General features: G+C 35.0%; 24 protein-coding genes. 7 read left to right on the top strand and 17 right to left on the bottom strand.

The genetic code is table 11. The features are described 5' to 3' along the window. Position 1: 1 nt before the first annotated feature. The 12 genes from AC5YDM_RS11000 to rfbB form a co-directional block, all read right to left on the bottom strand. Entirely contained in the window at positions 2-1,141 is a 1,140-nt protein-coding gene (locus AC5YDM_RS11000; RefSeq protein WP_496152155.1) for an NAD-dependent epimerase/dehydratase family protein, read from the bottom strand. Next, positions 1,131-1,685 carry a DapH/DapD/GlmU-related protein gene (locus AC5YDM_RS10995; RefSeq protein WP_496152154.1) on the bottom strand — a complete coding sequence of 185 codons (555 nt, stop codon included), beginning with the start codon at positions 1,683-1,685 and terminating at the stop codon, positions 1,131-1,133. Before AC5YDM_RS10995 ends, AC5YDM_RS11000 begins: the two co-directional genes overlap by 11 nt. Continuing rightward, entirely contained in the window at positions 1,685-2,407 is a 723-nt protein-coding gene (locus tag AC5YDM_RS10990) for a glycosyltransferase family 2 protein (protein WP_496152153.1), read from the bottom strand. The genes AC5YDM_RS10995 and AC5YDM_RS10990 overlap by 1 nt, the downstream gene beginning before the upstream one ends. A gap of 397 nt (positions 2,408-2,804) precedes the next feature. Continuing rightward, the gene (locus tag AC5YDM_RS10985) at positions 2,805-3,692 is read right to left on the bottom strand and encodes a glycosyltransferase family 2 protein (RefSeq protein WP_496152152.1); all 888 of its coding nucleotides are present in this window, start codon (positions 3,690-3,692) and stop codon (positions 2,805-2,807) included. Beyond that, positions 3,689-4,666 (bottom strand): EpsG family protein, encoded by a 978-nt coding sequence (locus AC5YDM_RS10980; protein ID WP_496152151.1) that lies wholly within the window; start codon positions 4,664-4,666, stop codon positions 3,689-3,691. Before AC5YDM_RS10980 ends, AC5YDM_RS10985 begins: the two co-directional genes overlap by 4 nt. A 20-nt stretch (positions 4,667-4,686) precedes the next feature. Continuing rightward, a complete protein-coding gene (locus tag AC5YDM_RS10975; protein WP_496152150.1) occupies positions 4,687-5,577 on the bottom strand; it encodes a glycosyltransferase family 2 protein in 891 nt (296 codons plus the stop codon). Positions 5,578-5,615: 38 nt separating this feature from the next. Then, positions 5,616-6,677, bottom strand: a complete 1,062-nt coding sequence (locus AC5YDM_RS10970) for a glycosyltransferase WbsX family protein (RefSeq protein WP_496152149.1) — start codon at positions 6,675-6,677, stop codon at positions 5,616-5,618. A gap of 46 nt (positions 6,678-6,723) precedes the next feature. Continuing rightward, a complete protein-coding gene (locus AC5YDM_RS10965; protein WP_496152148.1) occupies positions 6,724-7,983 on the bottom strand; it encodes an oligosaccharide flippase family protein in 1,260 nt (419 codons plus the stop codon). Then, on the bottom strand, positions 7,983-8,549 hold the full coding sequence (gene rfbC / locus AC5YDM_RS10960) for a dTDP-4-dehydrorhamnose 3,5-epimerase (RefSeq protein WP_496152147.1): 567 nt from the start codon (positions 8,547-8,549) through the stop codon (positions 7,983-7,985). Before rfbC ends, AC5YDM_RS10965 begins: the two co-directional genes overlap by 1 nt. Before the next feature lie 105 nt (positions 8,550-8,654). Further along, entirely contained in the window at positions 8,655-9,551 is an 897-nt protein-coding gene (gene rfbA, locus AC5YDM_RS10955) for a glucose-1-phosphate thymidylyltransferase RfbA (protein WP_496152146.1), read from the bottom strand. Next, positions 9,548-10,456 carry a dTDP-4-dehydrorhamnose reductase gene (gene rfbD / locus AC5YDM_RS10950; RefSeq protein WP_496152145.1) on the bottom strand — a complete coding sequence of 303 codons (909 nt, stop codon included), beginning with the start codon at positions 10,454-10,456 and terminating at the stop codon, positions 9,548-9,550. Before rfbD ends, rfbA begins: the two co-directional genes overlap by 4 nt. Positions 10,457-10,464: 8 nt before the next feature. After that, positions 10,465-11,520, bottom strand: coding sequence for a dTDP-glucose 4,6-dehydratase (gene rfbB, locus AC5YDM_RS10945; RefSeq protein WP_496152144.1), 1,056 nt, complete (start codon positions 11,518-11,520; stop codon positions 10,465-10,467). 325 nt (positions 11,521-11,845) lie between these two features. Between rfbB and AC5YDM_RS10940 the strand changes: the two genes are divergently transcribed. From AC5YDM_RS10940 to bamJ (AC5YDM_RS10920), 5 genes are all read left to right on the top strand, one after another. Further along, positions 11,846-12,946 (top strand): polysaccharide biosynthesis/export family protein, encoded by a 1,101-nt coding sequence (locus tag AC5YDM_RS10940; RefSeq protein ID WP_496152143.1) that lies wholly within the window; start codon positions 11,846-11,848, stop codon positions 12,944-12,946. Between the two features lie 5 nt (positions 12,947-12,951). Continuing rightward, entirely contained in the window at positions 12,952-13,380 is a 429-nt protein-coding gene (locus tag AC5YDM_RS10935) for a low molecular weight protein-tyrosine-phosphatase (RefSeq protein ID WP_496152142.1), read from the top strand. A 20-nt stretch (positions 13,381-13,400) separates the two neighbouring features. After that, positions 13,401-15,602, top strand: coding sequence for a polysaccharide biosynthesis tyrosine autokinase (locus AC5YDM_RS10930; RefSeq protein ID WP_496152141.1), 2,202 nt, complete (start codon positions 13,401-13,403; stop codon positions 15,600-15,602). A gap of 207 nt (positions 15,603-15,809) precedes the next feature. Further along, entirely contained in the window at positions 15,810-16,583 is a 774-nt protein-coding gene (gene bamJ, locus AC5YDM_RS10925; RefSeq protein WP_496152140.1) for a BamJ family beta-barrel-assembly machinery protein, read from the top strand. A 43-nt stretch (positions 16,584-16,626) separates the two neighbouring features. After that, positions 16,627-17,316 carry a BamJ family beta-barrel-assembly machinery protein gene (gene bamJ, locus AC5YDM_RS10920; RefSeq protein ID WP_496152139.1) on the top strand — a complete coding sequence of 230 codons (690 nt, stop codon included), beginning with the start codon at positions 16,627-16,629 and terminating at the stop codon, positions 17,314-17,316. A gap of 72 nt (positions 17,317-17,388) precedes the next feature. Here the strand turns inward: bamJ (AC5YDM_RS10920) and murJ are convergent, their stop codons facing one another. Then, the gene (gene murJ / locus AC5YDM_RS10915) at positions 17,389-18,939 is read right to left on the bottom strand and encodes a murein biosynthesis integral membrane protein MurJ (protein WP_496152214.1); all 1,551 of its coding nucleotides are present in this window, start codon (positions 18,937-18,939) and stop codon (positions 17,389-17,391) included. 64 nt (positions 18,940-19,003) lie between these two features. After that, positions 19,004-19,576 carry a 1,6-anhydro-N-acetylmuramyl-L-alanine amidase AmpD gene (ampD, locus tag AC5YDM_RS10910; RefSeq protein ID WP_496152138.1) on the bottom strand — a complete coding sequence of 191 codons (573 nt, stop codon included), beginning with the start codon at positions 19,574-19,576 and terminating at the stop codon, positions 19,004-19,006. A gap of 139 nt (positions 19,577-19,715) precedes the next feature. On the opposite strand from ampD, the gene nadC reads away from it, so the two are divergent. Together nadC and AC5YDM_RS10900 are read left to right on the top strand one after the other, a co-directional pair. Next, the gene (gene nadC, locus AC5YDM_RS10905; protein WP_496152137.1) at positions 19,716-20,564 is read left to right on the top strand and encodes a carboxylating nicotinate-nucleotide diphosphorylase; all 849 of its coding nucleotides are present in this window, start codon (positions 19,716-19,718) and stop codon (positions 20,562-20,564) included. A gap of 150 nt (positions 20,565-20,714) precedes the next feature. Further along, positions 20,715-22,613 carry an LTA synthase family protein gene (locus AC5YDM_RS10900; protein WP_496152136.1) on the top strand — a complete coding sequence of 633 codons (1,899 nt, stop codon included), beginning with the start codon at positions 20,715-20,717 and terminating at the stop codon, positions 22,611-22,613. Positions 22,614-22,669: 56 nt separating this feature from the next. Here the strand turns inward: AC5YDM_RS10900 and AC5YDM_RS10895 are convergent, their stop codons facing one another. The 3 genes from AC5YDM_RS10895 to AC5YDM_RS10885 all read right to left on the bottom strand — a co-directional run bounded on the left by AC5YDM_RS10895 (position 22,670) and on the right by AC5YDM_RS10885 (position 25,376). Continuing rightward, positions 22,670-22,891 (bottom strand): hypothetical protein, encoded by a 222-nt coding sequence (locus AC5YDM_RS10895; RefSeq protein ID WP_496152135.1) that lies wholly within the window; start codon positions 22,889-22,891, stop codon positions 22,670-22,672. 108 nt (positions 22,892-22,999) lie between these two features. Next, positions 23,000-25,213, bottom strand: a complete 2,214-nt coding sequence (locus tag AC5YDM_RS10890; RefSeq protein ID WP_496152134.1) for a phosphocholine-specific phospholipase C — start codon at positions 25,211-25,213, stop codon at positions 23,000-23,002. Positions 25,214-25,241: 28 nt separating this feature from the next. Then, positions 25,242-25,376 (bottom strand): hypothetical protein, encoded by a 135-nt coding sequence (locus AC5YDM_RS10885; protein WP_496152133.1) that lies wholly within the window; start codon positions 25,374-25,376, stop codon positions 25,242-25,244. Positions 25,377-25,392: the final 16 nt, after the last annotated feature.

The following is a 25,392-nucleotide window of genomic DNA, read 5'->3' as shown; positions in this document are numbered from 1 at the left end:
ATTATTTATACAGACCTTTTTTCTTCATTTCATCAATTGATTTTTGGTATTTATCTTCTTGAACTTCTTGAGTATTAACCCAGTTGGCGAAATTTTTCAAACCTTGTTCGAAAGATACCTTTGGACTAAAACCAAGCAATTTACTAATCTTGGTTAAGTCTGCATAATTATGACGAATATCACCTAAACGATAATTACCAGATACCTTTATTGAAACGTCAACGCCGTAGTTTTTTACAAGTTCATTTGCCACAGTGAGTACATTCGTTGCTACACCAGTACCAACATTAAAAACTTGATTATTTGCTTCTTCTTTCTCTAAACCTAAAATTGTCGCATCTACAACATCATCAATATAAACAAAGTCACGACTCTCAAGGCCATCTTCAAATATATTAATATCATTCCCATTTTTAATTTGAGTCGAGAAGATCGATAAAATTCCTGTATACGGATTTTTTAAAGATTGTCCTGGACCGTAGACATTTTGGTATCTAAATGCAACCCCTGCAATTCCAACTGTTGGACACACGGTCAAGACCATTTGCTCTTGGTTTTGTTTAGTAATACCGTAAACTGACGAAGGATGAATTTTTGATTCTTCATCTGTACCTACCAAGGTCAATGCTGAAGAATTTGGATATTTGACTTCAAAATCACCTTGATCCATATAGATGGAATCGCGTTGCGTAGGATATACAGCACCTAACTCTTTGCTAATGTATTTACCTTCACCGTAGATTGAGCGAGATGATGCAACAACTACTTTTTTTACATTGTATGAGCCGTTAACCAGAAGATTTAACATTAAGGCAGTACCGTTAATATTCACATCTACATATTTTTCGACTTCGTACATGGACTGGCCAGTACCGGTTTCAGCAGCATAATGAACAATAGCATCTTGTCCTTTTAATGCATTTTCCCAATCCGCTTTATTTGTCACAGTACCATGAATAAATTTTACTTTATCTTTAATGCTTAAATAGAGTGGAGATGTCTCGGTTGGGTTTTCACCATGAATTTGGGGAGATAGATTATCTAATACTGTAACTATATAACCTTTTTCGATAAGCTTTAGAGCTAAATTTGAACCGATAAATCCAGCGCCACCAGTGATTAATACATTTTTAATTGGCATATTTTTCCCATTTCTGAGTATCAAAGTTGAATTGTTTAATGATTTTTGCAGGATTACCAGCAATAACACAATAATCAGGAAATGTTCCCCTAACAACAGAGTTAGTACCGACAATACACTGCTTGCCTAAAATTGTTCCGGCTTGAATGGCAGCACCAATTCCTATGAAACAATTTTCACCAATAATAGTCTCTTTAATAATATTTTTTTGTTCCAAAATTGGAATATCTAACTCTGTGTAATCATGGTCTATATTTGTTATAAACACATTCGCAAGAATAGTTGAATTCTTGCCTATAATTAATGTAGAACCACAAGTAATGTGCACATTTTGAGCTATACCAACATTATCACCGATTAATAATTTTGATTCTTCACCATGAACTTCTATACGAACATTTGGAAAAATTCTAACTTTTTTTCCGATAAAAATTCTCTTGCTTCCCTTAATATAAACAGGCTTTCCTAAATAAGAAATAAATCCAAATCTTCCAAAGAATAGCTTGTAAATAATAGCTCGTAAAATCCAAATTAATTTTATCATTAGTTCAACTTCAAAAGTCTTAAGTTAGCCAAATAAAGTAGTTGTAACCTATCTCTAACTCTTTTAAATAAGCTTTGTTTTGATTTCCCCCCCGTAAAAGACATATTATTATTATGTCTCCTATATAATAAACAAGGAGTTTCTATAAATTCAACATTATATTTAATATCAGCTATATAACCAATCCACCAGTCATGATATAAATATAAGTTTGGTGGGAAGGGAAGCACATCCGAAAGTAACACCCTTTTAAAAGCCGTACAACACCCCAAATAAGAGCTTCTATACAAATTTTTAACAAATCCCTTTTTGGAGTTATTCAATTTAAAATAAGAATTATTGATTGTATTTAAATCATCATCCGTTAATATACAATTTGTTACAACAACATCATTATTTTCCAAACCCCTTAACGATAAAGTTACTTTATTTGGCAACCATATATCATCTTGATCTGCCAAAAAAATATATTCTCCTTTAGCATGTGTTAATGCATTTTCAAAATTGTATGTTACACCCTTTTTATTATTGTTATAAAGAATTTTTATACGTGCATCATTTAATTCTTTTACAATTTCTAATGTTTTATCTGTTGATCCATCATCAGAAATAATAACTTCATCATCCTTTCCAATTTGAGAAAGAATTGATTCTAATTGTTCTTTAATATACTTGCCACCGTTGTAAGTGGCTATACAAACTGAAATTCTAATATTATTCATGATTTGCTTTATGTTCCTGTAATCGAGAGTAACCATCACTATTTAAATCAAATATTTTATATAAAAGGTAGTTCTGATATGGATAATAGGCCACCGTGCTAGGAAATTCCAACAAAAAAGGGTATGCATTTAGGAAAACACCCAAAATCGCACCCATTCACTTCATTTTAAATGTAAACACAATAAAGGAAGTGAAGATAATAAATAATGTATTCATCTATTTTTAGTCCAATGTGTACTTGTCTTTGCATTTTCAATATAAAACTTTTCTTCCTCTGACAAATTTGCCGAATCTTTATACCAAGGCATATGGTATGCAGAGAAAGACTTTTTCGAACGATACATTTTTAAACGACTTGCTCCGCCTTTGACAAATGGGCGTTATAAAGCAAAAACCTTAATCAATTTCTTTTCCTTTTGTAAACACACCGTCTTTTAAGCCTTTAAAATATGACTTTATATAAGCAAGACGATTTTTTTCAAAACAGATTAAAATACCTTGATGTATGAAATTGAACGTTATTTCACGAACAAAAAGTAAGAAAGGCACGTGAGGTTCGCGTAGCATATAAAATGCATTACGTACGCGAAAGTAACGTCTAAAAGCAGAATGTACAGGCACATTAATAAATTTGAAATTTAAAACGTTATCACCAATCGTATGCTTCATCACAGCTTTAGCTGAAATGTAGTTTTTGAATCCGAGTGATTCGGCACGCAGACACCACTCTGTGTCTACATAGTCAATAAAGTATTCATCGCGCATTAAACCCACTTTTTGAAGTGTCTCAGCACTCACAAGTGATCCTGAAGATATCAGTAATGTTGAATTAACTGGCTGTTGAATATCGGAAACGTCATGCTTAGTTCGTAAGCCATGTTTTGTAATACTGATGGTTTTATAGTAAAACCCGTATCTTTCATCAATAAATCTTGGTCCTAATGCCCCAATTTTGATGTTTTGATCAGATATGAGTTGGTAATCATCCATCATATTTTCAACAAAATTTTCAGGAATTGTACTATCTTGATCGAAAAAAAGAATATATTTTGCTCCAAGTTCCAATACCTTTTCAATTCCTTTATTCTGAGCAGTTGCAATACCTAGATTGTCTGTTAGTTTTAATAAATAGCAATCTGGATCTTTTTCAATTGAAGTAAAATCAAAATTTGTAGAACCATTGTCCACAATGACTGGTGTTACATTTTGAGCTTTTAAAGCATTAATTAAATTGATAACATTATTACTTGGATTAAATGTAATAATAATTGTGAAAACTTTCAATTGACACCCCACTCATCTAGACTAATTACAGGATTGTCGGCTACATAAAATATATAAGTAAAGTATACTGCTAAAATAATTAATGATATGTATTTATATAACATGAGAACACTATTATTTCTAATAAATGTCAAACTAAGCAGACTAAAAAAGAGACTTAAATCTGCAATACGAATAGCTATACTAGGGTATCTAAAACCAAAAATATAATACATAATTAATAAACTAATAGATAAAGCACTTAGTTTTTTTACAAAATAAAAATTTTCATCTTTATTTTTGTAAAAATAAATTATCATAAAAAAACTAAATATAATGACAAAATTTTTAGATGAAAGTGGATTAAAACTTTCAGTGTAACTAGATGAGTCGTAAATCACATATGGTGTAAAACCTATTAAGAAATATAAACACACACAAAAAATTATAGTAAAAGCAATATGAAGTAAGATATTTCTCTTAACGATATGATATATAAACTCAAAAACCAAAACAAATGAAATTGAATAGTGAGATAATAATGCTAATAGTTTTAAACATAATTTAATATTACGAGAAAACACAAAAAAAGATATCATTAGGAATGATATTGATAAAGATGCTCTTATCTGGGTAAGATCCCACAATGCAAAAAAGCAAAAAAAATAGAATAATAAAAAATAAATTAGACCTTCATTTTCAATTTTTCTTTCACTTTTAGCAAGAATTAATGAATATATTTTTAAAAGAATAGAGAGAAAACAAAAAATAAACAACAAAAATTCAAATTCAAAATTTAAGCTATGAACCAACATAGAAATAAATTTATATACAGGTTCTACACTAAAGTTTTTATACTCTTCAAACATGTATTCGTAAGCTTGGTAATCTGAATCTACATAAGGTCCTCGATTAGAAACAATATAAGATAAAATTAATGAAACTGTAAAAAAACAAGCAGCTAAAATACCTGTTTTTTTAATCTTATAACTCATAAATTAACTCTCAAATAAATTTAACTACATTTATTAAAAAATATAATAAATTTACTTTTAAACTTAAATAATAATTTATTTATTATAAAAATAAACCTATAGTTTCTAAATTTTATTATGGATTTGACACCATATTTTAAATTAATATACTTTAAACAAGATAAAACTAGCAGATTGGAGCTTTTATCAATTGAAAGAAAATCTATTTCATTTTTGTAAAAGAAATACCCCCTCGCAACATCCTGATTATCACTAGAATCAGGATTACTAGATATTACTGATTTTTTTAAAGTCCATCCATCATCACCTATATATCGAGAGGATTGATAAATGTCAGCGAAGAACCAAAATGGAGGATGAAAACCATTCTTTATTAATTGATAAGTGTGATCAACATGCTCCAAGGCATTATAATACTCATCATCAAAATAAGAAACTTTATCTAAACATTCTCTTGTAAAAAAAGAGAATGCACCTACGCAGTTCTCATACAAACTGATCAAACACTCATCATCATACAATACATCTATTTTTTGATTTTCATTTCCAATCAGGCTTACATTAAGCATTCCATGCAAAGCATAATTAAAATGATGAATACCTGTTTTTTTATGTACAGATATATACTCTTCAAAAACATTTTTATCTTTAATAAATAGATCATCTTCAATTAAAAAAAGATAATCAACTTCATTAGATAAAAGAAATTTTATTGCTCTATTCTTAGAACGACCTACGCCAAGATTTATTTGATTATTTAAAATATTTGCCGAATCAAAGCTATTTCTAAGCTGCTCACCATCATTAACAATAACCAAACAATCAATTAAATCTAAAGGTAAACTTTCGTACAACCTTTTTAATTCATTTTCTCGATTAAATGTTACTATTCCAACACCGATTTTATTCATAAGATCCAACTTCTATAATAATTAATAAAGCTAAAACTTTAAAAATTAGATGTTTCAGTACAATTTTTCAATATCTCTAAAAGATTATATTCAAATTTTGAATCAGGCTCTAATAAATTACCCTCAGCCCATTCGTTCCAAGATTTTAAAATAACTACATCAGACTTATTTTTTCGTGATTTGTTAAAAATATCCAACACATGTTGCCTAAAAGTCTGCTCTGTTAGATTTTTAAGAATAATTCCATTTTTAGCATGTCTTATACCTGTATCCCAACCTGAAAATATTACACTCAATTCATTATCATTAAGCTTATAATTTTCATGAATACAAGAAAGCTTATTAAAATCATAAATAAAAGGACCAAAGTTAATTTTTCCTTTTGTCCGTGTATTTAGTCTTTCAAGGAAGTATTGAATATGATTATAGTTTCTACCTTTTAAAAAAAGTCCTGAATCTACATATCTATCTAAATATTTTTGATGATCATCATTTATGTTCGTATTTTCACCAATCCAAAATATTCCATCAAATCCCAGTGCTTTTGCTCTTTCATTAAATATATTAGTAAACTCGCTCATGTCAGGAATGTCTTTCGGCATAAAAATACCAAATACAGGCTTATTATTTTTTTTAATATATTGTTCAGATATAAAGTATGGCGTTAAATAGTTGAAATATTTTTCATAATCTTCTCGCCCCAAGTACTTTTGTTCTTTAAGCAATATTCCTTTGGTCTTATTTAACCAACTATGATTTGCCCATGTAAATGCATATTTAACATCCATATTTTCTTTTAAAGCTTTTTCAACTGGTTTTTCTAAAATTTTTTCATCATTACCAAACCAATAATTCCATATTAAGAATCCATCGATACCATAATTATTAGCTAATCGAAATTGTTGCTCCATAACCTTATCACCAAGCATCAAATCATACTCTCCCAGTGGCTGGATTGGTTTACGAATTTCATGATGAAGAAAATATTTTTTTGATTTTCTTATATTTGTCCATTCAGTAAAACCCTTCCCCCACCACAAGTTATTTTCTTCAACTTCATGAAATTGGGGTAAATAATAAGCTAACAACATTGGCTTCATAAGTTTAAACTCTTTTAAAATTTTAAAATACACATTAAATATATTTTCAATTTTTCCTATTAGTTAAATATCTATGATAAAACAACAGAAAAAATAATTGCATAATAACCACCGAAGCTTCAACAGAAAATATAGCTATATAAATATTTTCCAGACTTACTAATGTACTTTGTCCCACAAGATATAATATTGAACAGAAAAACAAAGATGCTAAGATATAGATCCATTTTAAAACACGATCTAATCCTTTCGCCAAAAAATAGCAATATGTAAGTATTATGGAAATTGCAACTAAAAAACTGATAAACATTGACATAAATGTATATCTATAAGCTATTTGCTCATTATTTAATAGATAGTAAATTACATATTTACCGAGAAAAACATTTCCAAGAAATGCTACCACTGATATTCCTAGGAAAATAAATGATATTTTCTTTATAATAGCATTATAGCCCAACCGATTATCTTGCTCGACATACTGACAAATTTTACCATAACTTGCTTGTATTACAGGCATATACATCTGCTTCAATACTGACATTAATCTTTCAACAACAATATAAACACCTACCCAATAATCATTCGTAAAAAATTTAATAAAAAAAGGAATAAAGTTTGTATAGGTCATACTTAGAAAGGTACCTATAAAAACGTTTAACCCTTTATTAAAATATCCTTTAACTGATTTTAAACTTATCACACCGAAATCATATTCAATATTATTTCTCTTTAAATATATATATATAGGGATTCCTAAAAAAATCATCGAAGAGTTTAAAATTAAAAAAGCTACAAGATAATCGCCAATATCTTTAACGAATATGAATAAAAGAAATAAAGTTATAATTTTAAAAAAAATCAGATATCTAGAAAAAATAGAATTTTTTGATAATCCATTAAAAATCCATAGAGGCATTAGAACAACTGCGCCTGAGGAAACAATAGCCAAGAAATATAAGATTTTGTCTTCTGAATTAAGTTCAATGAAATAAAGTATTAAAGTTGAAACAACCACTAAAAATAAAAAAATTAAAAATCTTAAAAACTGAACATTTGTATAGATTTTACTCAATTCTTTTTTATCATTTAAGTTTAGACTAACATCCCTACCAGCTGTATATGTAAATCCAAAATCAATGAATGCTTGAGCTAAAACAAATACCGCTTGTGCAAGTCCCAATCTCCCCACCCCATCTAAAGTCAATACTTTAGTTAAATAAGGCAATGAGATTATTGGAACGACGTAATTTGCGAACTGTATAACATAAAGATATATTGACTCTTTACGAATATCACTAATCATTAAGTATCAAATTTCCCAAGCTCAGAAATTTTTTGTGCAGCTTCATCTTTATCGGAAATAATTAACTCCATGGTACTGGAAGGCCATTCAATCGCTAAATCAGGATCATTCCAAATAATCGAACCTTCACTTTCCTTATTATAATAATTTGTTGTTTTATATAAAAAATGGGTATTATCTTCGAGTGCTACGAACCCGTGCGCAAAACCTTCTGGAATCCAGAACTGCTTATTATTTTCACCTGTGAGCTCTATACCTACCCACTCTCCATATGTCTTAGAGTGTGGTCGAATGTCAACTGCAACATCCCACGCTTTGCCCTGCACTACACGAACCAGTTTACCTTGTGCGTGAGGTGATTTCTGAAAGTGTAGACCCCGCAGTGTCCCTTTTTGCGAACATGAATGATTATCTTGAACAAAATGCGGAATATCTAAACCACGCTCAGCCAATGCTTTTTCAAAATTTTGCTGATTAAAGCTTTCCATAAACCAACCACGGTCATCTCCAAATACCCTTGGTTCTAAAATCAATAAACCTTTAATTTTCGTTTCAATAATATTCATTTAATTCACTCATTTTATATTTAATCACGTATGTGATTTATTTAAGTGATTTTAAATCGTTTTGAATTAAAACCACTTAAATTTTCATATCCATTGACGTTAAGCTTAAATTTTGGGTTGATGCTCTTTATGCAATTTCAACAAATATTGACCATACCCAGTTTTCTTAAAGAAATTAGCACGCTCTAATAATTGCTGATCATTAATCCAACCATTGTTAAATGCGATTTCCTCAAGACAAGCAATTTTTAAACCTTGGCGATGCTCTACTGTTTGCACAAATTGACTCGCCTCAAGTAAAGAGTCATGTGTTCCAGTATCCAGCCAAGCAAAACCACGCCCAAGCAGTTCGACATTCAGTTGTTGTTGCTGCAAATACACATTATTCACATCAGTGATTTCAAGTTCACCGCGGTGCGAAGGCTGAATACTTTTTGCAATGTTAACGACGCTATTGTCATAAAAATACAAACCTGTTACAGCATAATTAGACTTAGGCTGTTCCGGTTTTTCCTCTATACTGAGTGCCTTACCTGTCCCATCAAAATCTACTACGCCAAAGCGCTCAGGATCATTCACATAATATCCAAAAACTGTAGCACCTTTTTCTTGCTCTGCAGCACGTTTCAACTGAGTACTAAAACTTTGACCATAAAATATGTTATCGCCTAGAACCAGACAGACATTATCTTCACCAATAAATTCTTCACCCAAAATAAAGGCTTGCGCCAATCCATCTGGTGAAGGTTGAACTTTATAAGACAGCTTTAAACCGATTTCTTCGCCTGTGCCTAATAATTTTTCAAAATTAGGTAAGTCTTCTGGTGTTGAAATAATTAAGATTTCCTTTATTCCTGCTAACATCAGGACTGACAAAGGATAGTAAATCATGGGCTTGTCATAAATAGGTAACAGCTGCTTTGATGTTCCCATGGTGATCGGGTACAAACGCGTACCTGACCCGCCTGCCAATATAATGCCTTTTCTATTTTTTTGAGTCATTTGATGATTTCCTGTAACACTTGCTCTACACCTTGTTCCCAATGCGGCAGATGTATTTTGAATGTTTGTTGTAATTTCTGGGTATTTAATCGTGAATTTAATGGTCGTTTAGCCGGCGTCAGATATTCCACAGTATTAATTGGGTTGACCTGATTCACTTTAAGGTCCTGACCCAGAATTTTGGCTGTCTTAAAAATATATTGTGCGTACTCAAACCAAGAACATGTACCTGTTGAAGCAAGATGATAATGTCCAGTTAAACTTATTTTTTGCTCATCAGTAGATAAGCTATAGAAACGGATTACTTGCGCCGTCACATCTGCAATTAAAGCAGCACCTGTAGGTGCACCGACTTGATCATGGATAATATTGAGCTCATCTTTGATTTGACCCAATTTAAGCATGGTTTTAATGAAATTATTGCCTTGCGCTGCATATACCCAAGAAGTACGAAAATTAATAAAATCAACATGGCTCTGCTCTAAAGCAATTTCACCATCGCGTTTGGTTTTGCCATATACGTTTATAGGAGCACACTGATCACCTTCACGCCAAGCCTCTACACCCTCACCATTAAAAACATAATCGGTAGAGAAATGGATCAACAACGCATTATGTTGTTTAGATAACTCAGCTAAGTTTTTGACTGCCAGATGATTGATATGATTGGCTTGATCGACCTCAGACTCAGCCTTATCTACAGCCGTATAGGCGGTCGCATTGACCACAATATTTGGCTTGATGACATCCATTGCTTTAGAAATCGCTAAAAAATCACCCACATCGCCACATAAACCCAGATCATTTACACTGCGATCTAAAGCGATGATCTCACCTAAGGGCTGTAATGCACGTTGAAGCTCCCATCCCACTTGACCATGCTTACCCAATAATAGTATTTTCATCATCAATCCTAGTATTGTTTCGTCAACCAGTTTTGATATTCGCCACTTTTTACATGGTCCACCCACTGGGTATTATGCAAATACCATTCAACCGTTTTACGAATGCCCGTTTCAAAGCTTTCTTCTGGTTTCCAGCCTAATTCTTTGGCCATTTTCGACGCATCAATCGCATAACGCAAATCGTGACCTGGACGGTCTTTCACAAATGTGATTAATGACGCATAACGTGTGTTATTCGCTTGAGGGCGTAATTCATCCAAAATAGAACAAATGGTTTTCACCACCTCTATATTTTGCTTCTCATTGTGACCACCAATGTTATACGTCTCGCCGACCACACCTTCTGTCACGACTTTATAGAGCGCTCTGGCATGATCTTCAACATAAAGCCAATCACGAATTTGATCGCCTTTTCCGTAAATAGGCAGTGGCTTGGCCTCAAGTGCATTTAAGATGACCAGCGGAATCAACTTCTCTGGAAAATGATAAGGGCCATAATTATTTGAACAATTGGTCACGATTACAGGTAAGCCATAGGTTCTATGCCACGCCCGCACCAAATGATCCGAACTGGCTTTACTGGCTGAATAAGGAGAACTTGGCGCATAAGATGTAGTTTCAGTAAACAGATCTGTAGTGCCTTCTAAATCGCCATAGACTTCGTCTGTTGAAATATGATGAAAACGGAATGTTTGTTGTTTGCTTTCATCTAAGTTTTGCCAATACTGACGTGCCACTTCAAGAAGTGTATAGGTCCCCACAATATTGGTTTGAATAAACTCAGAAGGACCATCAATCGAACGGTCAACATGAGACTCAGCAGCAAGGTGCATAATCAAATCAGGTGTAAACGTAGCAAAAACTTGAGTTAAAGCAGTCGCATCACAAATATCGACTTGAGCAAATTGGTAGCGCTCATTTTGATCCACCTCAGCCAGAGACTCTAAATTGCCTGCATAGGTAAGTTTATCGATATTAATAACTTCATTTTCGGTATTTTTAATAATATGTCGAATCACGGCAGAACCGATGAAGCCTGCACCACCTGTCACTAATATTTTCATTTTTACGTATAAACCCTTTATTTACATTTTCGAATTAAAACCATCAATACTGATCATCGCTCATCACCAAAAATGTGATTTAAATCACAAATTCATAGTGGTTCATATCACAGTTATTATAAAATTTAATCAACGCGCATTTTTTAAATCGATTCCATATAATTATACCGAATACCGCGTGTATTGCACATACGCTGCAATGCTGTAAAACAATCATTTCATCCCTTAACATTAAACAATAGGCAAGAACTTAAATTTAGAATAGAATTTGCTGCATATAGAAACACTTCAAGCAACAATATATTACAAATTAAGGGTTTTGAATGTGAATTACAAAAGCACATCACTTTTTCTCGCAATTTCTTTCTTATTTTCAGGGTGTGCCATCACCTCTGGACTTCAAACTTATGATATTCCCAACGAAGGTGAATACAAAACAGATCAAGGTGCTGAACTGAATGTTGTTCAGATCAGTCAACAATCACTGCCAGCAATAACACAATCTACATCTACATCTACATCACTTTCCCAAATTTCACATCTATTTCAAAACCATCAAAGTACCTATCGTTTGTCTTCTGGGGATGTTCTTTCTATTCAATTATGGGCTTATCCTGAAATCACGCCTCCAGTAACAGATTCAGGAAATGCTCGTGCACTTGGGTATACAATCGATTATAACGGAAATATTTACCTGCCACTCGTCGGACAACTAACAGTAGCTGGTAAAACTTTAGTTGAAGTCAATAAGCTTTTAAAAAGCCAGTTTTCACGGTTCTTAAAACATCCTGATGCCATTGTTCGGGTTTTGTCTTACGAAGGTCGCCGTTATTTTGTCAATGGTCAAGTACTTAAAAGTGGTCAATATACTTTAAATGATCAACCTGTAAGCCTGTATACAGCACTAAGCATGGCTGGTGGTATTAATCCAGAGACTGGTGACACCACCAATATTCAGCTTATTCGTAACGGTCAAACTTATGACTTAAATTCATTAGATTTGGAAAAAAATGGATTTTCACTCCATAATTTACTCATACAGTCCAATGACACCGTTTTTGTGAATACAAAGCAAAACCAAAAAGTTTATGTCATGGGTGAGTCAAATAAAAGTCAGGGGCTAGCTTTACGCGATCAAGGTATGACCTTAAGTGATGTATTGGGTGAAAGTGAAGGTATTAACCCTTTGTCTGCAAGTGCGGCTCGCATTTATGTAATGCGTACGGACTTAGCAGCTAAAACATCTACTGTGTACCATTTGAATTTAAGTAGTTTAGGCAACTTAGCCTTAGCCAACCAATTCAATATGAAAAAAAATGATATCGTGTATATCGATGCAACGGGGTTGACTCGCTGGCAACGCGTAGTGAGCCAAATTGTTCCGTTCTCAAGTGCACTATACTCATTTGATCAGTTAGGTAAGTAATCAAGATGCAGATTCAAAATATCTTAGTGGTCTGTGTCGGTAATATTTGTCGCAGCCCTATGGCCGAATATCTAATCAAAAGGCAGCATCCTGATTTGCAGATTGATTCAGCGGGACTATCTGCAATGGTTGGACATCCAGCAGATGATAAAGCAATCGCGTGTATGGATACGCTAGATATTGATATGCGTTCTCATATAGCCAAGCAAATCAATGCAGAATTAATCAAAAAAGCGGATCTGGTTTTGGTGATGAGTAGCAATCAACAAAAACATATCGAACACACTTGGCCTTTTGCTAAAGGTAAAGTGTTTCGACTAGGTCACTGGCAAGGACAAAATGTGCCTGATCCTTACCAACATGATCAAGCTTTTTTTGAAGAAACGTGTCGTAACATACAGTCCTATGTTGCGGATTGGAAATCACATATTTAAAATTTATTTAGTAGTTTTTTATGAATCAAAATTCGAACACGACTGACGACACTATTGACTTAAAAGAGTTGTTTTTTTCACTGATCGCACAGTGGAAAGTGATTGCACTCTGTGTGATTTTAAGCTTGATTTGCGCTTTGCTATATTTAAGAGTTACTACACCTATTTACTCGACTGATGCATTGGTACAAGTCGAAGATAGTAAAGGTGCAGGAGCTGCAGCACTACTAGGCGATCTAAGCAAAGCTGTACCTGGCGTAGGTGGTAAATCTGCTGCCGATGCTGAAATTGAGATTTTAAACTCTCGTATGATCTTGGGTAAAGTGATTGAAGACTTAAATCTGAATATTCGTATTCATGATAATCAAGATACTCTATTTAACCGAATCATAGAACCGAATAAAAACCAAACGATTTATAAGAATAATTTAGTTATTTTTAAAAATGAAAAATCTGAATTTGTCATCAAAACACTTGATGTTCCTGCCTATTATATTGATAAGCCTCTAGAGTTAAATTTTATCAATACAGATAAATTCACACTCAGCTATAAAGATAATATCGTTTTTGAAGGTACCTTAAATACTGCCAATATCAAAACTGATAAATTTGGGCAATGGAATATAGCGCTATTTAATAAAACGCCTTTTAAGCAAAGTTTCATCCTTAAAAAACTGTCGTTACCTTCTGCGGTTTCCCTTGTTCGCTCACAATATGGTGTAGGTGAACGAGGCAAACAATCTGGTGTGATCGGCTTATCATATAGTGGTACAGATCAAGAGCACATTACCGATGTTCTTAACAATGTCCTCAATGTCTATCAAGCACAAAATGTTGAAAGAAAAAGTTTAGAGTCTAAGCAAACATTGAGCTTTTTAGACAAACAGCTCCCTGAGTTAAAAAAGCAACTTGAAATTTCAGAAATCAAATTTAATGATTTCCGTCAAAAATATAATACGATTGACGTGACTCAAGAAGCTGAATTGATGCTGAAACAAAATGTTGAATTGGCAAAAATTAAAATTGAGTTACAACAACAGCAAGCTGAATTATCATCAAAATATACCAATGATCATCCACTCATGGCAGCAGTAAATGCTCAGCTTGCTGAAATTGATCAAAAAACATCCGAAATGACTCAGACGATTAAAAAATTGCCTGAGACACAACGTCTTTATTTACAGTTATATCGTGATGTAAAAGTAAATACCGAATTATATACAACGCTACTAAATAGCTACCAACAACTCAAAATCGCAGAAGCAGGTGAAATTGGGAACGTACGCATCATTGACCACGCAGTAGAACCTGTAAAACCAGTTAAGCCTCGTTCACTCATTATTTTATTGCTTTCATTATTTGTTGGTGGATTTATTGGCGTACTGATTGCACTGATCAGAAACATGCTGAAATCAGGCATTAAAGATGCAACTCAATTAGAAAACGAGTTTAATCTGCCAGTCTATGCTACAGTCCCTCGCTCACCGTTACAAGAAAATCGCATTCGTTTATTGAAAAAGAAAAAGTCGATTCCTATTTTAGCTGTAAAGCATGGTGATGATATTGCGGTTGAAAGCTTACGCAGTATGCGGACTGCAATTCATTTTGTATTAAATTCGGCTGCCAATAACATCATCATGATTTCTGGTCCTTCTCCAGAAGTGGGTAAGTCATTTATTTCAACCAACCTAGCAACAATTTTGACTCAATCTGGTAGCCGTGTACTAATTATTGATGCGGATTTACGTCGTGGTTATATCCATAAATATTTTAATATAGATACTCAACCGGGACTCACAGACTACCTAAACTCACAATCTTCGCTAGAATCGGTGATTCGAGACAGCAATGTCTCCGGTTTGAGCGTAATGACTCGTGGTAAAAGTCCAAATAATCCATCTGAGTTATTAGGTTCTCCACGTTTTAAAGCATTATTAGAGCAACTTTCTACTCAGTTTGATTATGTCATTATTGATACACCGCCAGTATTGGCAGTCACTGATGGTATTATTATTGCTCAATATGCAGGGGTGAATTTAGTCGTCGCTCGTCATTCAAAAACACAAATGAAAGAGCTTGATATTACAATCAATCGTTTTGAGCAAGCGGGTGTTAAAGTCAATGGCTTCATTTTAAATGACATTCAGCGTAATGCAGGAGGTAGTTACGGTTATGGATATAATTATAACTATGCCTACAAAGCATCAAAAGACAATGACTAACATCATTTAACTTATTAAAATTTAAAAGCCAGAATTTCGATTCTGGCTTTTTATTGCATAGACCACTTATTTTTAAATATTGTATCTTGTTATTTTCGGTAGATTTAGTTTAATTTCTCTATCGTTTATAGACTAGACGATATATGCTTCATACAACAAGCTACCTCAATAATGTAGCGTATTAAAGATTAAAAATTAGGAATCCTCATGAGTAAAGCCTTACCCATCGCTGTCGCAATTCTTTTAGGTGGAGCTGCACTCGCACCTGTTTATTATGCTTCAAAAACGCCAGCTACGAGCCAAGCCTTAATAACAGTTGCTGTAAAAGAAGGTCAAAATAGCGAAGTTTTAAATAAGCTCAGTTATGCCAACGGTTATCAAATGGCATCACAAATTCCAGCTGAAGTAAATGTGAATGCTTTAGTCGCGGGTTTACTTGATGCTAAGTCTGAAAAGCCATCAAAGTATTCAGAAGCAGAGATTAAGTCTGCAACAGTACTACTCAATAAAGAACTTTATGCAAAAGGCATGGATGAGCTTCGTACCAATTTAGCGAGTATTCCCGCTGAACAAAAAGCTGAAGCTGAACAAGCACTTGCTGCATATGATGCAAATACAAAATTCCTTAAAGAAAATGCAAAGAAAGAAGGTGTGATTACCACTGACTCTGGTTTGCAGTATAAAATTACCAAGCAAGGTACAGGTAAACAACCTACAGCCGAATCAACAGTACTTGCACATTATAAAGGGACTTTAATTGATGGTACTGTTTTTGACAGTTCATTAGAATCAGGTAAGCCTGTTGAATTCCCATTGAATCAAGTTGTAGCGGGTTGGACAGAAGGTTTCCAACACTTAAAAGAAGGTGCTAAAGCAACTTTATACATTCCTGCTTACTTAGGTTACGGTGAACAGAACCAAGGTCCTATCCCAGGTTTTAGTACACTCATTTTTGATGTTGAATTGGTACAAGTAAAATAATCAATTTCAAGGAGAGCATCGCTCTCCTTTTTTGGAATAAATGATGAAAAAATTAATTCTAAGTACATTATTCGTCGCTTGTGGTTGTGCAACATATGCCGACACCATCAATAATAAAAGTTCACAACAACAACAGATGGGTTATAGCTATGGTTTCCTCATGGGACGTAGTAATGCTGAAACCCTAAGCAACATCAATTTAGATGCTTTTGTCATGGGTTTAAAACAAGGTTCTGCTGCTGAAAAATCTAGCTTAACCGATGAAGAAATGGCTAAAGCTTTGTTAGAATTTAAGAAAATCAATGAAGCAAAACAATTGATTAAGTTTCAGAAACTTGCTGCTGAAAATTTAAGATCAGGACAACAATTTCTCGCTGAAAATGCTAAAAAAGCAGGCGTAGTGACGTTGCCAAGTGGATTACAGTATCAGATACTCAAAAATGGCTCAGGGCAAAGCCCTACTGCCAAATCAAAAGTTACAGTCAGTTATGAAGGACGTTTAATCGATGGTACGATTTTCGATAGTTCGATTGCACGTAATCAACCTGTTGAATTTCAAGCCAGCCAAGTGATCCAAGGCTGGACTGAGGGCTTACAGCTGATGAAAGAAGGTGCTAAATACCGTTTCTTTATCCCTGCAAAATTGGCTTATGGTGAAATTGGATCTGGTGATTCTATTGAACCAAATAGCACCCTGATTTTTGATATTGAACTGCTTAAAATCGGGTCTTAAGCCATTACATCATTTCAAATCATTCAAATAAAAACATCGCTCACGCGATGTTTTTTATTACAGAATTAAAGATTAATGTTTTAAATCGCGTGGTCTAAAACCAGACACTAGCAATCCAATGGCATAAGCCAAGACACCAATCACACATAAGCCCACAACTTCAAGTACTCGAATCCATGGAGCAACATCACCCGTATACCATGTCAATCCATACCAAAGTGCGGCAATCATCACCAGATTACCCATGGCAAATTGAATAAATAGCTTTTTCCAATGTGCTCCAAAACGGAAAATATTTCGTTTATGTAAATAGAAATAGAGCATTCCCGCATTCACTAAAGCTGACCCAGATGAGGCTATCGCTAAAGCCATATGTTGTTCGTCCCAACCAATATATTTAAATATCCCAAGGAAAATCACATTTAAAATGGCATTGGCAGCTACAGCCATCAGACCGACACGAACAGGTGTTTTGGTATCTTGAATAGCATAAAAACCAGGTGCAAAGACTTTAATCAACATGAATGCCAATACACCAGCACTCATACATTGCAGTGCCAATGCTGTCATTTGCGTATCACGAACATCAAATGCACCATGTTGGAAAAGTGCCTGAATAATTGGTGTGGACAACATAAACAGCGCAATACTGGCAGGGATACCTGCAAATACAATCACTCGCGCTGCCCAATCCAGCATTTGCTTAAATTTAGTTTGATCTTGTTCGGCTTTACGTGACGACAATGCAGGTAAAATGACGGTGCCAATCGCGACACCAATCAATCCTAAAGGTAATTCTGTCATACGCTCTGCGGTATACAACCAAGAGACAGAACCATTTTGCATAAACGATGCCCAAATCGTATTAAGCAATAAGTTAATCTGAGTGACTGAAACACCAAATAGTGCAGGCAACATCAATTTCAAAATACGTTCAACGCCTTCATGCTTGAAATCAATCTTAGGGGGTATCAGCAGTTTTTTACGCCATAATTCTGGTATTTGTAATGCCAATTGCAGAATACCTGCGATCACCACGGCCCAACCCAGAGCAATAATCGGCGTTGCCATATAAGGTGACAACCAAAGTGCCCCTGCAATCATGGCGATATTTAATAAAACAGGTGCAAATGCAGGCGTGGTAAATGAGCCATAGCTGTTCAAGATACTGCTGGCAAATGCCGTTAAAGACATGAATAAAAGGTAAGGAATGGTTAAACGAAATAAATCGACAGCGAGATCAAATTTTGCAGGATCATTATGAAAACCTGGCGCATAAATATACATAATTGCAGGTGCAATAATCATACAAAATAAGGTCAAAATGGTCATTACGACCAATAAACAGCCGAATACACGACTAATCAGAATCTGCACTTCAGCATGTAATTTTGTGGTTTTATATTCAGTGAGAACAGGAATAAAAGCCTGCGAAAATGCACCTTCTGCAAACAGCCGCCTGAAAAAGTTTGGAATACGGAAGGCTACCACAAAGGTATCAAAATCTTTGCCTGCACCAAAGACGTTGAGTAGAACCATGTCACGTACTAAACCTAAAACACGTGACAACATCGTCATTGCACTGACAATAAAAGTCGATCGCCAAAGCGCCATCGTATTCACCACTGAAAAGAATGTCGTTATTGTAATTAAAAAGAAAAATGTTTGGGTGGAATATTATTAACGGTTAAGTTGTTTTATTTTGCTTTAACATTTCACGAAAGTATTGCCATTTAAAATGTGGCCCCGGATCTGTTTTTCGCCCTGGCGCAATATCAGAGTGCCCTGCTATATGTTGCTTAATCTGAGGGTAAGCACATTGTAATGTTTTCACAACTTCAGCCAATATATGGTATTGCTGTTCTTCAAAGTCTGTATCATCGCTGCCTTCCAGTTCAATCCCAATAGAATAATCATTACATTCTTTTTGAGCCAAATAAGTCGAACGTCCTGCATGCCACGCCCGATCTTTAAAGTTTACAAACTGTAAAACATCGCCTGAACGTAGAATCAAAAGGTGAGTCGAAACTTGCATACCTTCAATGGTTTTAAAATATGGGTGTCCATTCCAATCCAGTTGATTTTGAAAAAATTGTTCAATATAGCCACCTCCAAATTGAGAGGGCGGTAAACTGATGTTATGAATCACAATCAGCTGAATGTCGGTGAGTTCAGGGCGCTGATTAAAATTTGGAGATGGAATAAACCTTGCCCCTTGTAAGAAGCCATCGACAACTTGAAATTTAACTACTTCCGACATTTCGACTCCAATGATGCATTCTCATCTAAATACATACTAAATCATTTTTGCACTGAATCACTTTTTAAAGACATATGCATCTTGACTTCAGCTGATGTAATATATTGTTCATTTTTCAGGTATACACGATAGGGAATTTATGAGCATACCGCAATCTTTGCTTGAACAAACCATCCAAATCAATATCGAGCAAGCACTACAAGAAGATATTGGCGATGGTGATATCACTGCCCTATTGACCCCTGAAAATGAGCAAGCCACTGCGAACATTCTCAGCCGTGAAAATATGATTTTAGCGGGTCAACCTTGGGTGAATGCACTGATTCAAGCTTTTGATGCAAATGTCCAAATCACATGGCTAAAAAAAGATGGTGATCAAGTCGAAGCCAATGAAGTTTTTCTTCAACTCAGTGGTTCTGCGAGAAGTCTACTCACAGTAGAACGTCCTGCTTTAAACTTTATTCAAACCTTATCTGCTGTTGCGACTAAAACAGCTCAATATGTTAAACAACTCGAAGGTTTAAATACAAAATTACTGGATACTCGTAAAACACTTCCTGGACTTCGTATTGCACAGAAGTACGCGGTCGCAGTGGGTGGTGGTCAAAATCATCGTTTGGGTTTATTCGATGCTTTCTTGATTAAAGAAAATCATATCATGGCAGCAGGTGGCATTACTCAGGCCATTCAGCAGGCACATCAAATCGCCCCAAATAAACCTGTTGAAGTTGAAGTTGAAACGTGGGATGAACTCAATCAAGCACTCGAAGCAGGTGCAGATATTGTCATGCTAGATAACTTTAGCCAACAACAAATGATGGATGCGGTTAAGCACGTTGCTGGGCGTTGTAAACTGGAAGCCTCTGGAAATATTACTATTGAAAATCTACGTCATGTTGCTACGACAGGCGTCGATTATATTTCAATGGGTGTGCTCACCAAAGACGTGACTGCTATCGATTTATCCATGCGTTTTAATCCCGCATAATCTGAAGAAATAATCCAACCAATAAGCTAATAGAAAAATGCAGGTATATTTTTTGATCAAAATGACAAGATATATCTGCACTCAAAGTCATTGAAATCATTGCCCAAACTTTTATAATAATTCCCCTTCTTATTTTAATACTAGATCAAAATGTCCACATTAAAACAGCAGGCTTTATTTGTCCTTGCCTCGCTTCTCTCTGTCGTCATTTTTTTCTTTTATCAAGAGGACTTACAACGCTTTTTAAAACTTTCTGATTACCAGTTTAAGCTTAGATTATATAAGTATGGTTTTTCTGTTCTTATTAATTATGCGCTCATTTCTCTCGTCTATTTAGTCCTTAGAAAGACATGGATGACACTCTTTGTCAGTCAGTTCATTTTTTTTAGCCTCACGTTTATTAATATTAAAAAAGAACAGTATCTTTCTGCCAGTTTAGTACCCAGTGACTTTTTATTGCTGCCTGAAACCTTTACCGCTGCACCTTTTTTATTGAAGCTCTCTGTTGTTATCGTCACTATTTTAGTGATGGTTATCTGTTATTTCATGTATAAAAAAGAGCGCATTGAGCCATTAAAATGGCTTATTCCCAACGCTCTTTTTTCTGTGGCATTAATCAGTTTTTTTGTTACTGCAAATTTTAGTAATAACTTTAGTGAATTTTGCGCGGACAATAAAAAACAATTGATTTGCCCTTATGTTCATGCACTGCCAAATACAAGTGGCGATTGGGTCGGTGATCATCTCACCATTAAAAATATGGGCTATGTGAGCTTTTTTGTTTCTAAGTCCTTAGATGGTGTAAATACTAAAATTTTTAAAACTGAAGATATTGATGAAAGTCGTGTTCAACAGATACTTAATGTCACTCCTCCTTCTCAAGATCTGAATCCTGACTCTATTGGCAATGTGCCTAAGAAAAATGGCGTTAATGAGTCAATATTGCCGAATATTATTTTTGTGATGAGTGAAGCGCATTGGGATGCCCGTCAGCTGGATAAAAGTATCCCTAAAAATATTACACCTACCATTGATCGATATCAGGTTAATCATTTCTTATCACCTTCTTTTGGTGGTGGTACTGCTAATGTTGAGTTTGAAGTCCTAACCAGTCTGAATGTCATGCTCAATCACAATGAATTGGCTTATGTCTCTAAATTGAAACGACCAACGTACTCTCTAGCACAGCATATGAATCGTTTGGGATATGACAGCACTGTGATGCATAACAATGGCAAATATTTTTATAATCGAAGTACGGTTTATCAGAACTTAGGGTTTAACCGTTTTACCTCGATTGAAAATATGGTAAGTGCCGTAGATCGTAAAAAATATACCAATAAAGGTGGTTGGGCGAATGATGATTTAATTTATCAAAGTATTCATGCTCAATTACAGCAATCTAAAGATCAACCTCAATTTATTTATGCGATTACGGTGGAAAATCACTTTAACTACAATGATGATCGCTTTGGAAAAGACAATTTTAAAATCACTAAAGATAGCATTTCAGATGTAAATAAGCGCCAATTAAATACTTATTTATCAGGTATGCAACGTGCAGATCAACATTTTAAAACACTGATTGATGAAGCTAAAAAAATTGAACGTCCAACAATGATTATTTTCTTCGGTGATCACTTACCGAACTTAGGTCAGGTCTTTGATCAGTTTGGTTTCTACGCCAATGCTGAAGAGAAAGCACAAAAAAATAATGCGAAATTCTTTAGTACACCTTTGGCTGTATGGAGTAATTTTGAAATAAATCGTAGTGAGTTTTCAAACTCAGCTCCCAATTCAATAATTCCTGCCCATTTCCTTGCTCAAAAAGTACTTCGTGCGGCACATTTACCTTCTTCGCCTTATTATGATTTTATGAATTCTGTTCAAGAATGCTACTCACAAATTCACCAAACAGGTTCGCCAAGTAATCAAGCATGTGATCAACAAAAAATAGAAATTTTACAGCAATATAAAGATCTTAATATGGATGTGATCAATGGTAAAAATTTCAGTTATGAACAACTGAAATCTCATCGTATTTCATAATTTTTATATATAAAAAGGAGGCATAGCCTCCTTTTTTTACTTGATGAACCACTAGATTAATCATCATCACGATCATTTTTCTTACGGTCGTTGTCGTTGTCGTTGTCGTTGTCGTTGTCGTTGTCGTTGTCGTTGTCGTTGTCGTTGTCGTTGTCGTTGTCGTTGTCAGAATTATGCTTCAATACAGAATCTTGATCACCTTGATTTTGATCTGATCTCGAATCACATGCTACAAGCAAAAAAGTACACATAGTGAAGAAAATGATGATTAATTTCATTTTTAACTCCTAAAATTTTCATTTCCATGCTATTCAATTATAAAACTTAGCTCTGTAATTTTTTAATGAAAAAGCGCACAAATATGTACGCTTTTCACCTAAACCGTTTTAAGTGGTATTACCCATGAATGGATCGGAATATGAGTCTTTGCCGATTTCGATTCGGCCAGCAAAACGGCGTTCAAAATGTTCTTGTCCCTGAATTTTCACACTAAAGTCATACCAGCCATACACTACAGCCATATCCAAAACTATCTCTACCTCTGTTTGAGTAGGCGTGATATTCCAAGTTTTATTTTTTAGATATGCATTGGCATTGACCACTAAATCAAGCTTTTCCGCTCCATCATTGCGAAGCTTTAAATATATTTTCGGATCACATTCTTCCACACAAATACGTATCTCAGGCAAACTTTCAACTTGATCTTTTTGTTTCATATCACCTTTGAAGGCTCGATGAAAGCCATTCGGACCCAGTACCCATAAATCATACTGACCTGAAACTAAACTCCAGACGTCATCCAACTGCTTCCCTGCTTCCACCATATAACGCTTTGGAATAGCCGTTAAATTCAGTTTGTCATACACATGAAAAACAGCACCTTGTTGACCAGTATTGGAAAATAATAATTGCACTTGATGCTGTGATGGCAATACTTTAGCACTGGTATGCAAGATATAAGGTAAGGCTCTCGAATAGCGAATACCTGATTCCTGTACAGGTAGATTTTGCAATGTAGGAACTTGGACTTGAGCCAAACCTTGTTGTGCTAATCGAATGGAGTCTGCTTGCTGTTTGGTTTTCTGTCCTGCCAATGTTGGCAATACGTCGATATTTGGCGTTTTAAAATTAAAGGCTGAGCTTAAATCACCACATACCGCACGACGATATGCGCTGATATTTGGCTCTTTGACGCCGAAGCGCTGTTCCAAAAATTGGATAATCGAGGTATGGTCAAATACTTGCGAATTGACCCAACCACCGCGACTCCATGGTGAAATCACATACAGCGGCACACGAACGCCAGGTCCGTAGACCCCATGCCAGAAGTTTTCATTTTTACCATTCACATACTTCAGTAAAGGTTGTGCCGTCGAACCACTCACCCGAGGATGGTTAAAATATTCATAGGAAATTTGCTCATCACTTAAAGTCGTTTTACCGTGAACTTTGAGGATTTCCCCTTGTTCATTAATTTCACGTGATGGCGCCGATGGTGATGGTACATGGTCAAAGAAACCATCATTTTCATCAAAGTTTACCAATAGAACCGTTTGACTCCACAATTCAGGATTTGCTGTTAAAGTATTTAGTAACTCTTGGATATACCAAGCCCCTTGCACAGGGCTGGATGGCCCAGGGTGTTCACTATAGGTTGCAGGTGCGACGATCCAACTGACCTGTGGTAATTTCCCATCTACGATATCTTGTTTGAATTGTCCCAATAAACCGCCATCATTTGGCATGGTATTGGCAATCCCTTTATACAAGGGCTGTTGTGTATCTATCGTTTCATCATAAGGCGGACACAATGGATTTGAATGGCTTACAGGCTTTCCTGATAGCTCATTGGCACGGCGATATTGTTTGAATCCTGCTAAGGGGTTGTCAGTAAAATTATCTGGCATGTTTTGATAAACTTTCCAACTTACCCCTGCTTCTTGCAAACGCTCAGGATAGGTCTTCCATTCATAGCCTACTGTTGATGCACCAATGCCATCAAACTCATTCACGACACTTGCCACCCCTGCCCCAGTAGGTCCATTAGTTCCTGTCCAAATAAATTTTCGGTTTGGGTTGGTCCCAGCATGCATACCACAGTGATATGCATCGCATAGCGTAAAGGCATCGGCTAAAGCGAACTGAAAATCGACTTCTACTTTTTTATAATAACCCATCGACTGCGGTTGTTTATGTTCAACCCAATTATCCATACGACCACAATCCCATGCCGCTTGACCATCTTTCCATGAGTGAGGTGTACCAGAGACACGCTGAGCATTTCCAAGACTACTGTCTAGGTGATAGGGCAATACTTTATTTTTAGATTTATCGTATTGTTCCCATACTTTTCGACCATCTGCTAAGGGAATGGTAAAACGATCACCAAAACCGCGTACCCCCTTAAATGTGCCAAAGTAATTATCAAAAGAACGGTTTTCTTGGGTCAGTATCACCACATGCTTTACGTCTTGGATCGTCCCTGTTTCAACTTTAGCATCAATCGCGAGTGCTTTTTGAATACTCAGAGGAAAGCTCGCCAAAGCAGTTGCACCGAATAATGTTTTTCCTGAATTTAAAATAAAATCACGACGATTCATGGTTATTTCCTTTTACTCACTATTTTTATTATGGTGCGCAATGCATTGTGCAATTCGGTTGAGGATTGGGTTGTGACGATTCTTTTTCAGCATCATCATCGCTATTACACGCACTGATGAACACGCTCATGACTAAGGTTAAAATCAATAAAATTTTGGACATGGGTTTTGCCTTTATT

This window comes from Acinetobacter sp. CY81, assembly GCF_059515925.1.
The sequence above is the reverse complement of the archived record's forward strand: the minus strand, read 5'-3'. Positions and strand labels throughout refer to the sequence as shown.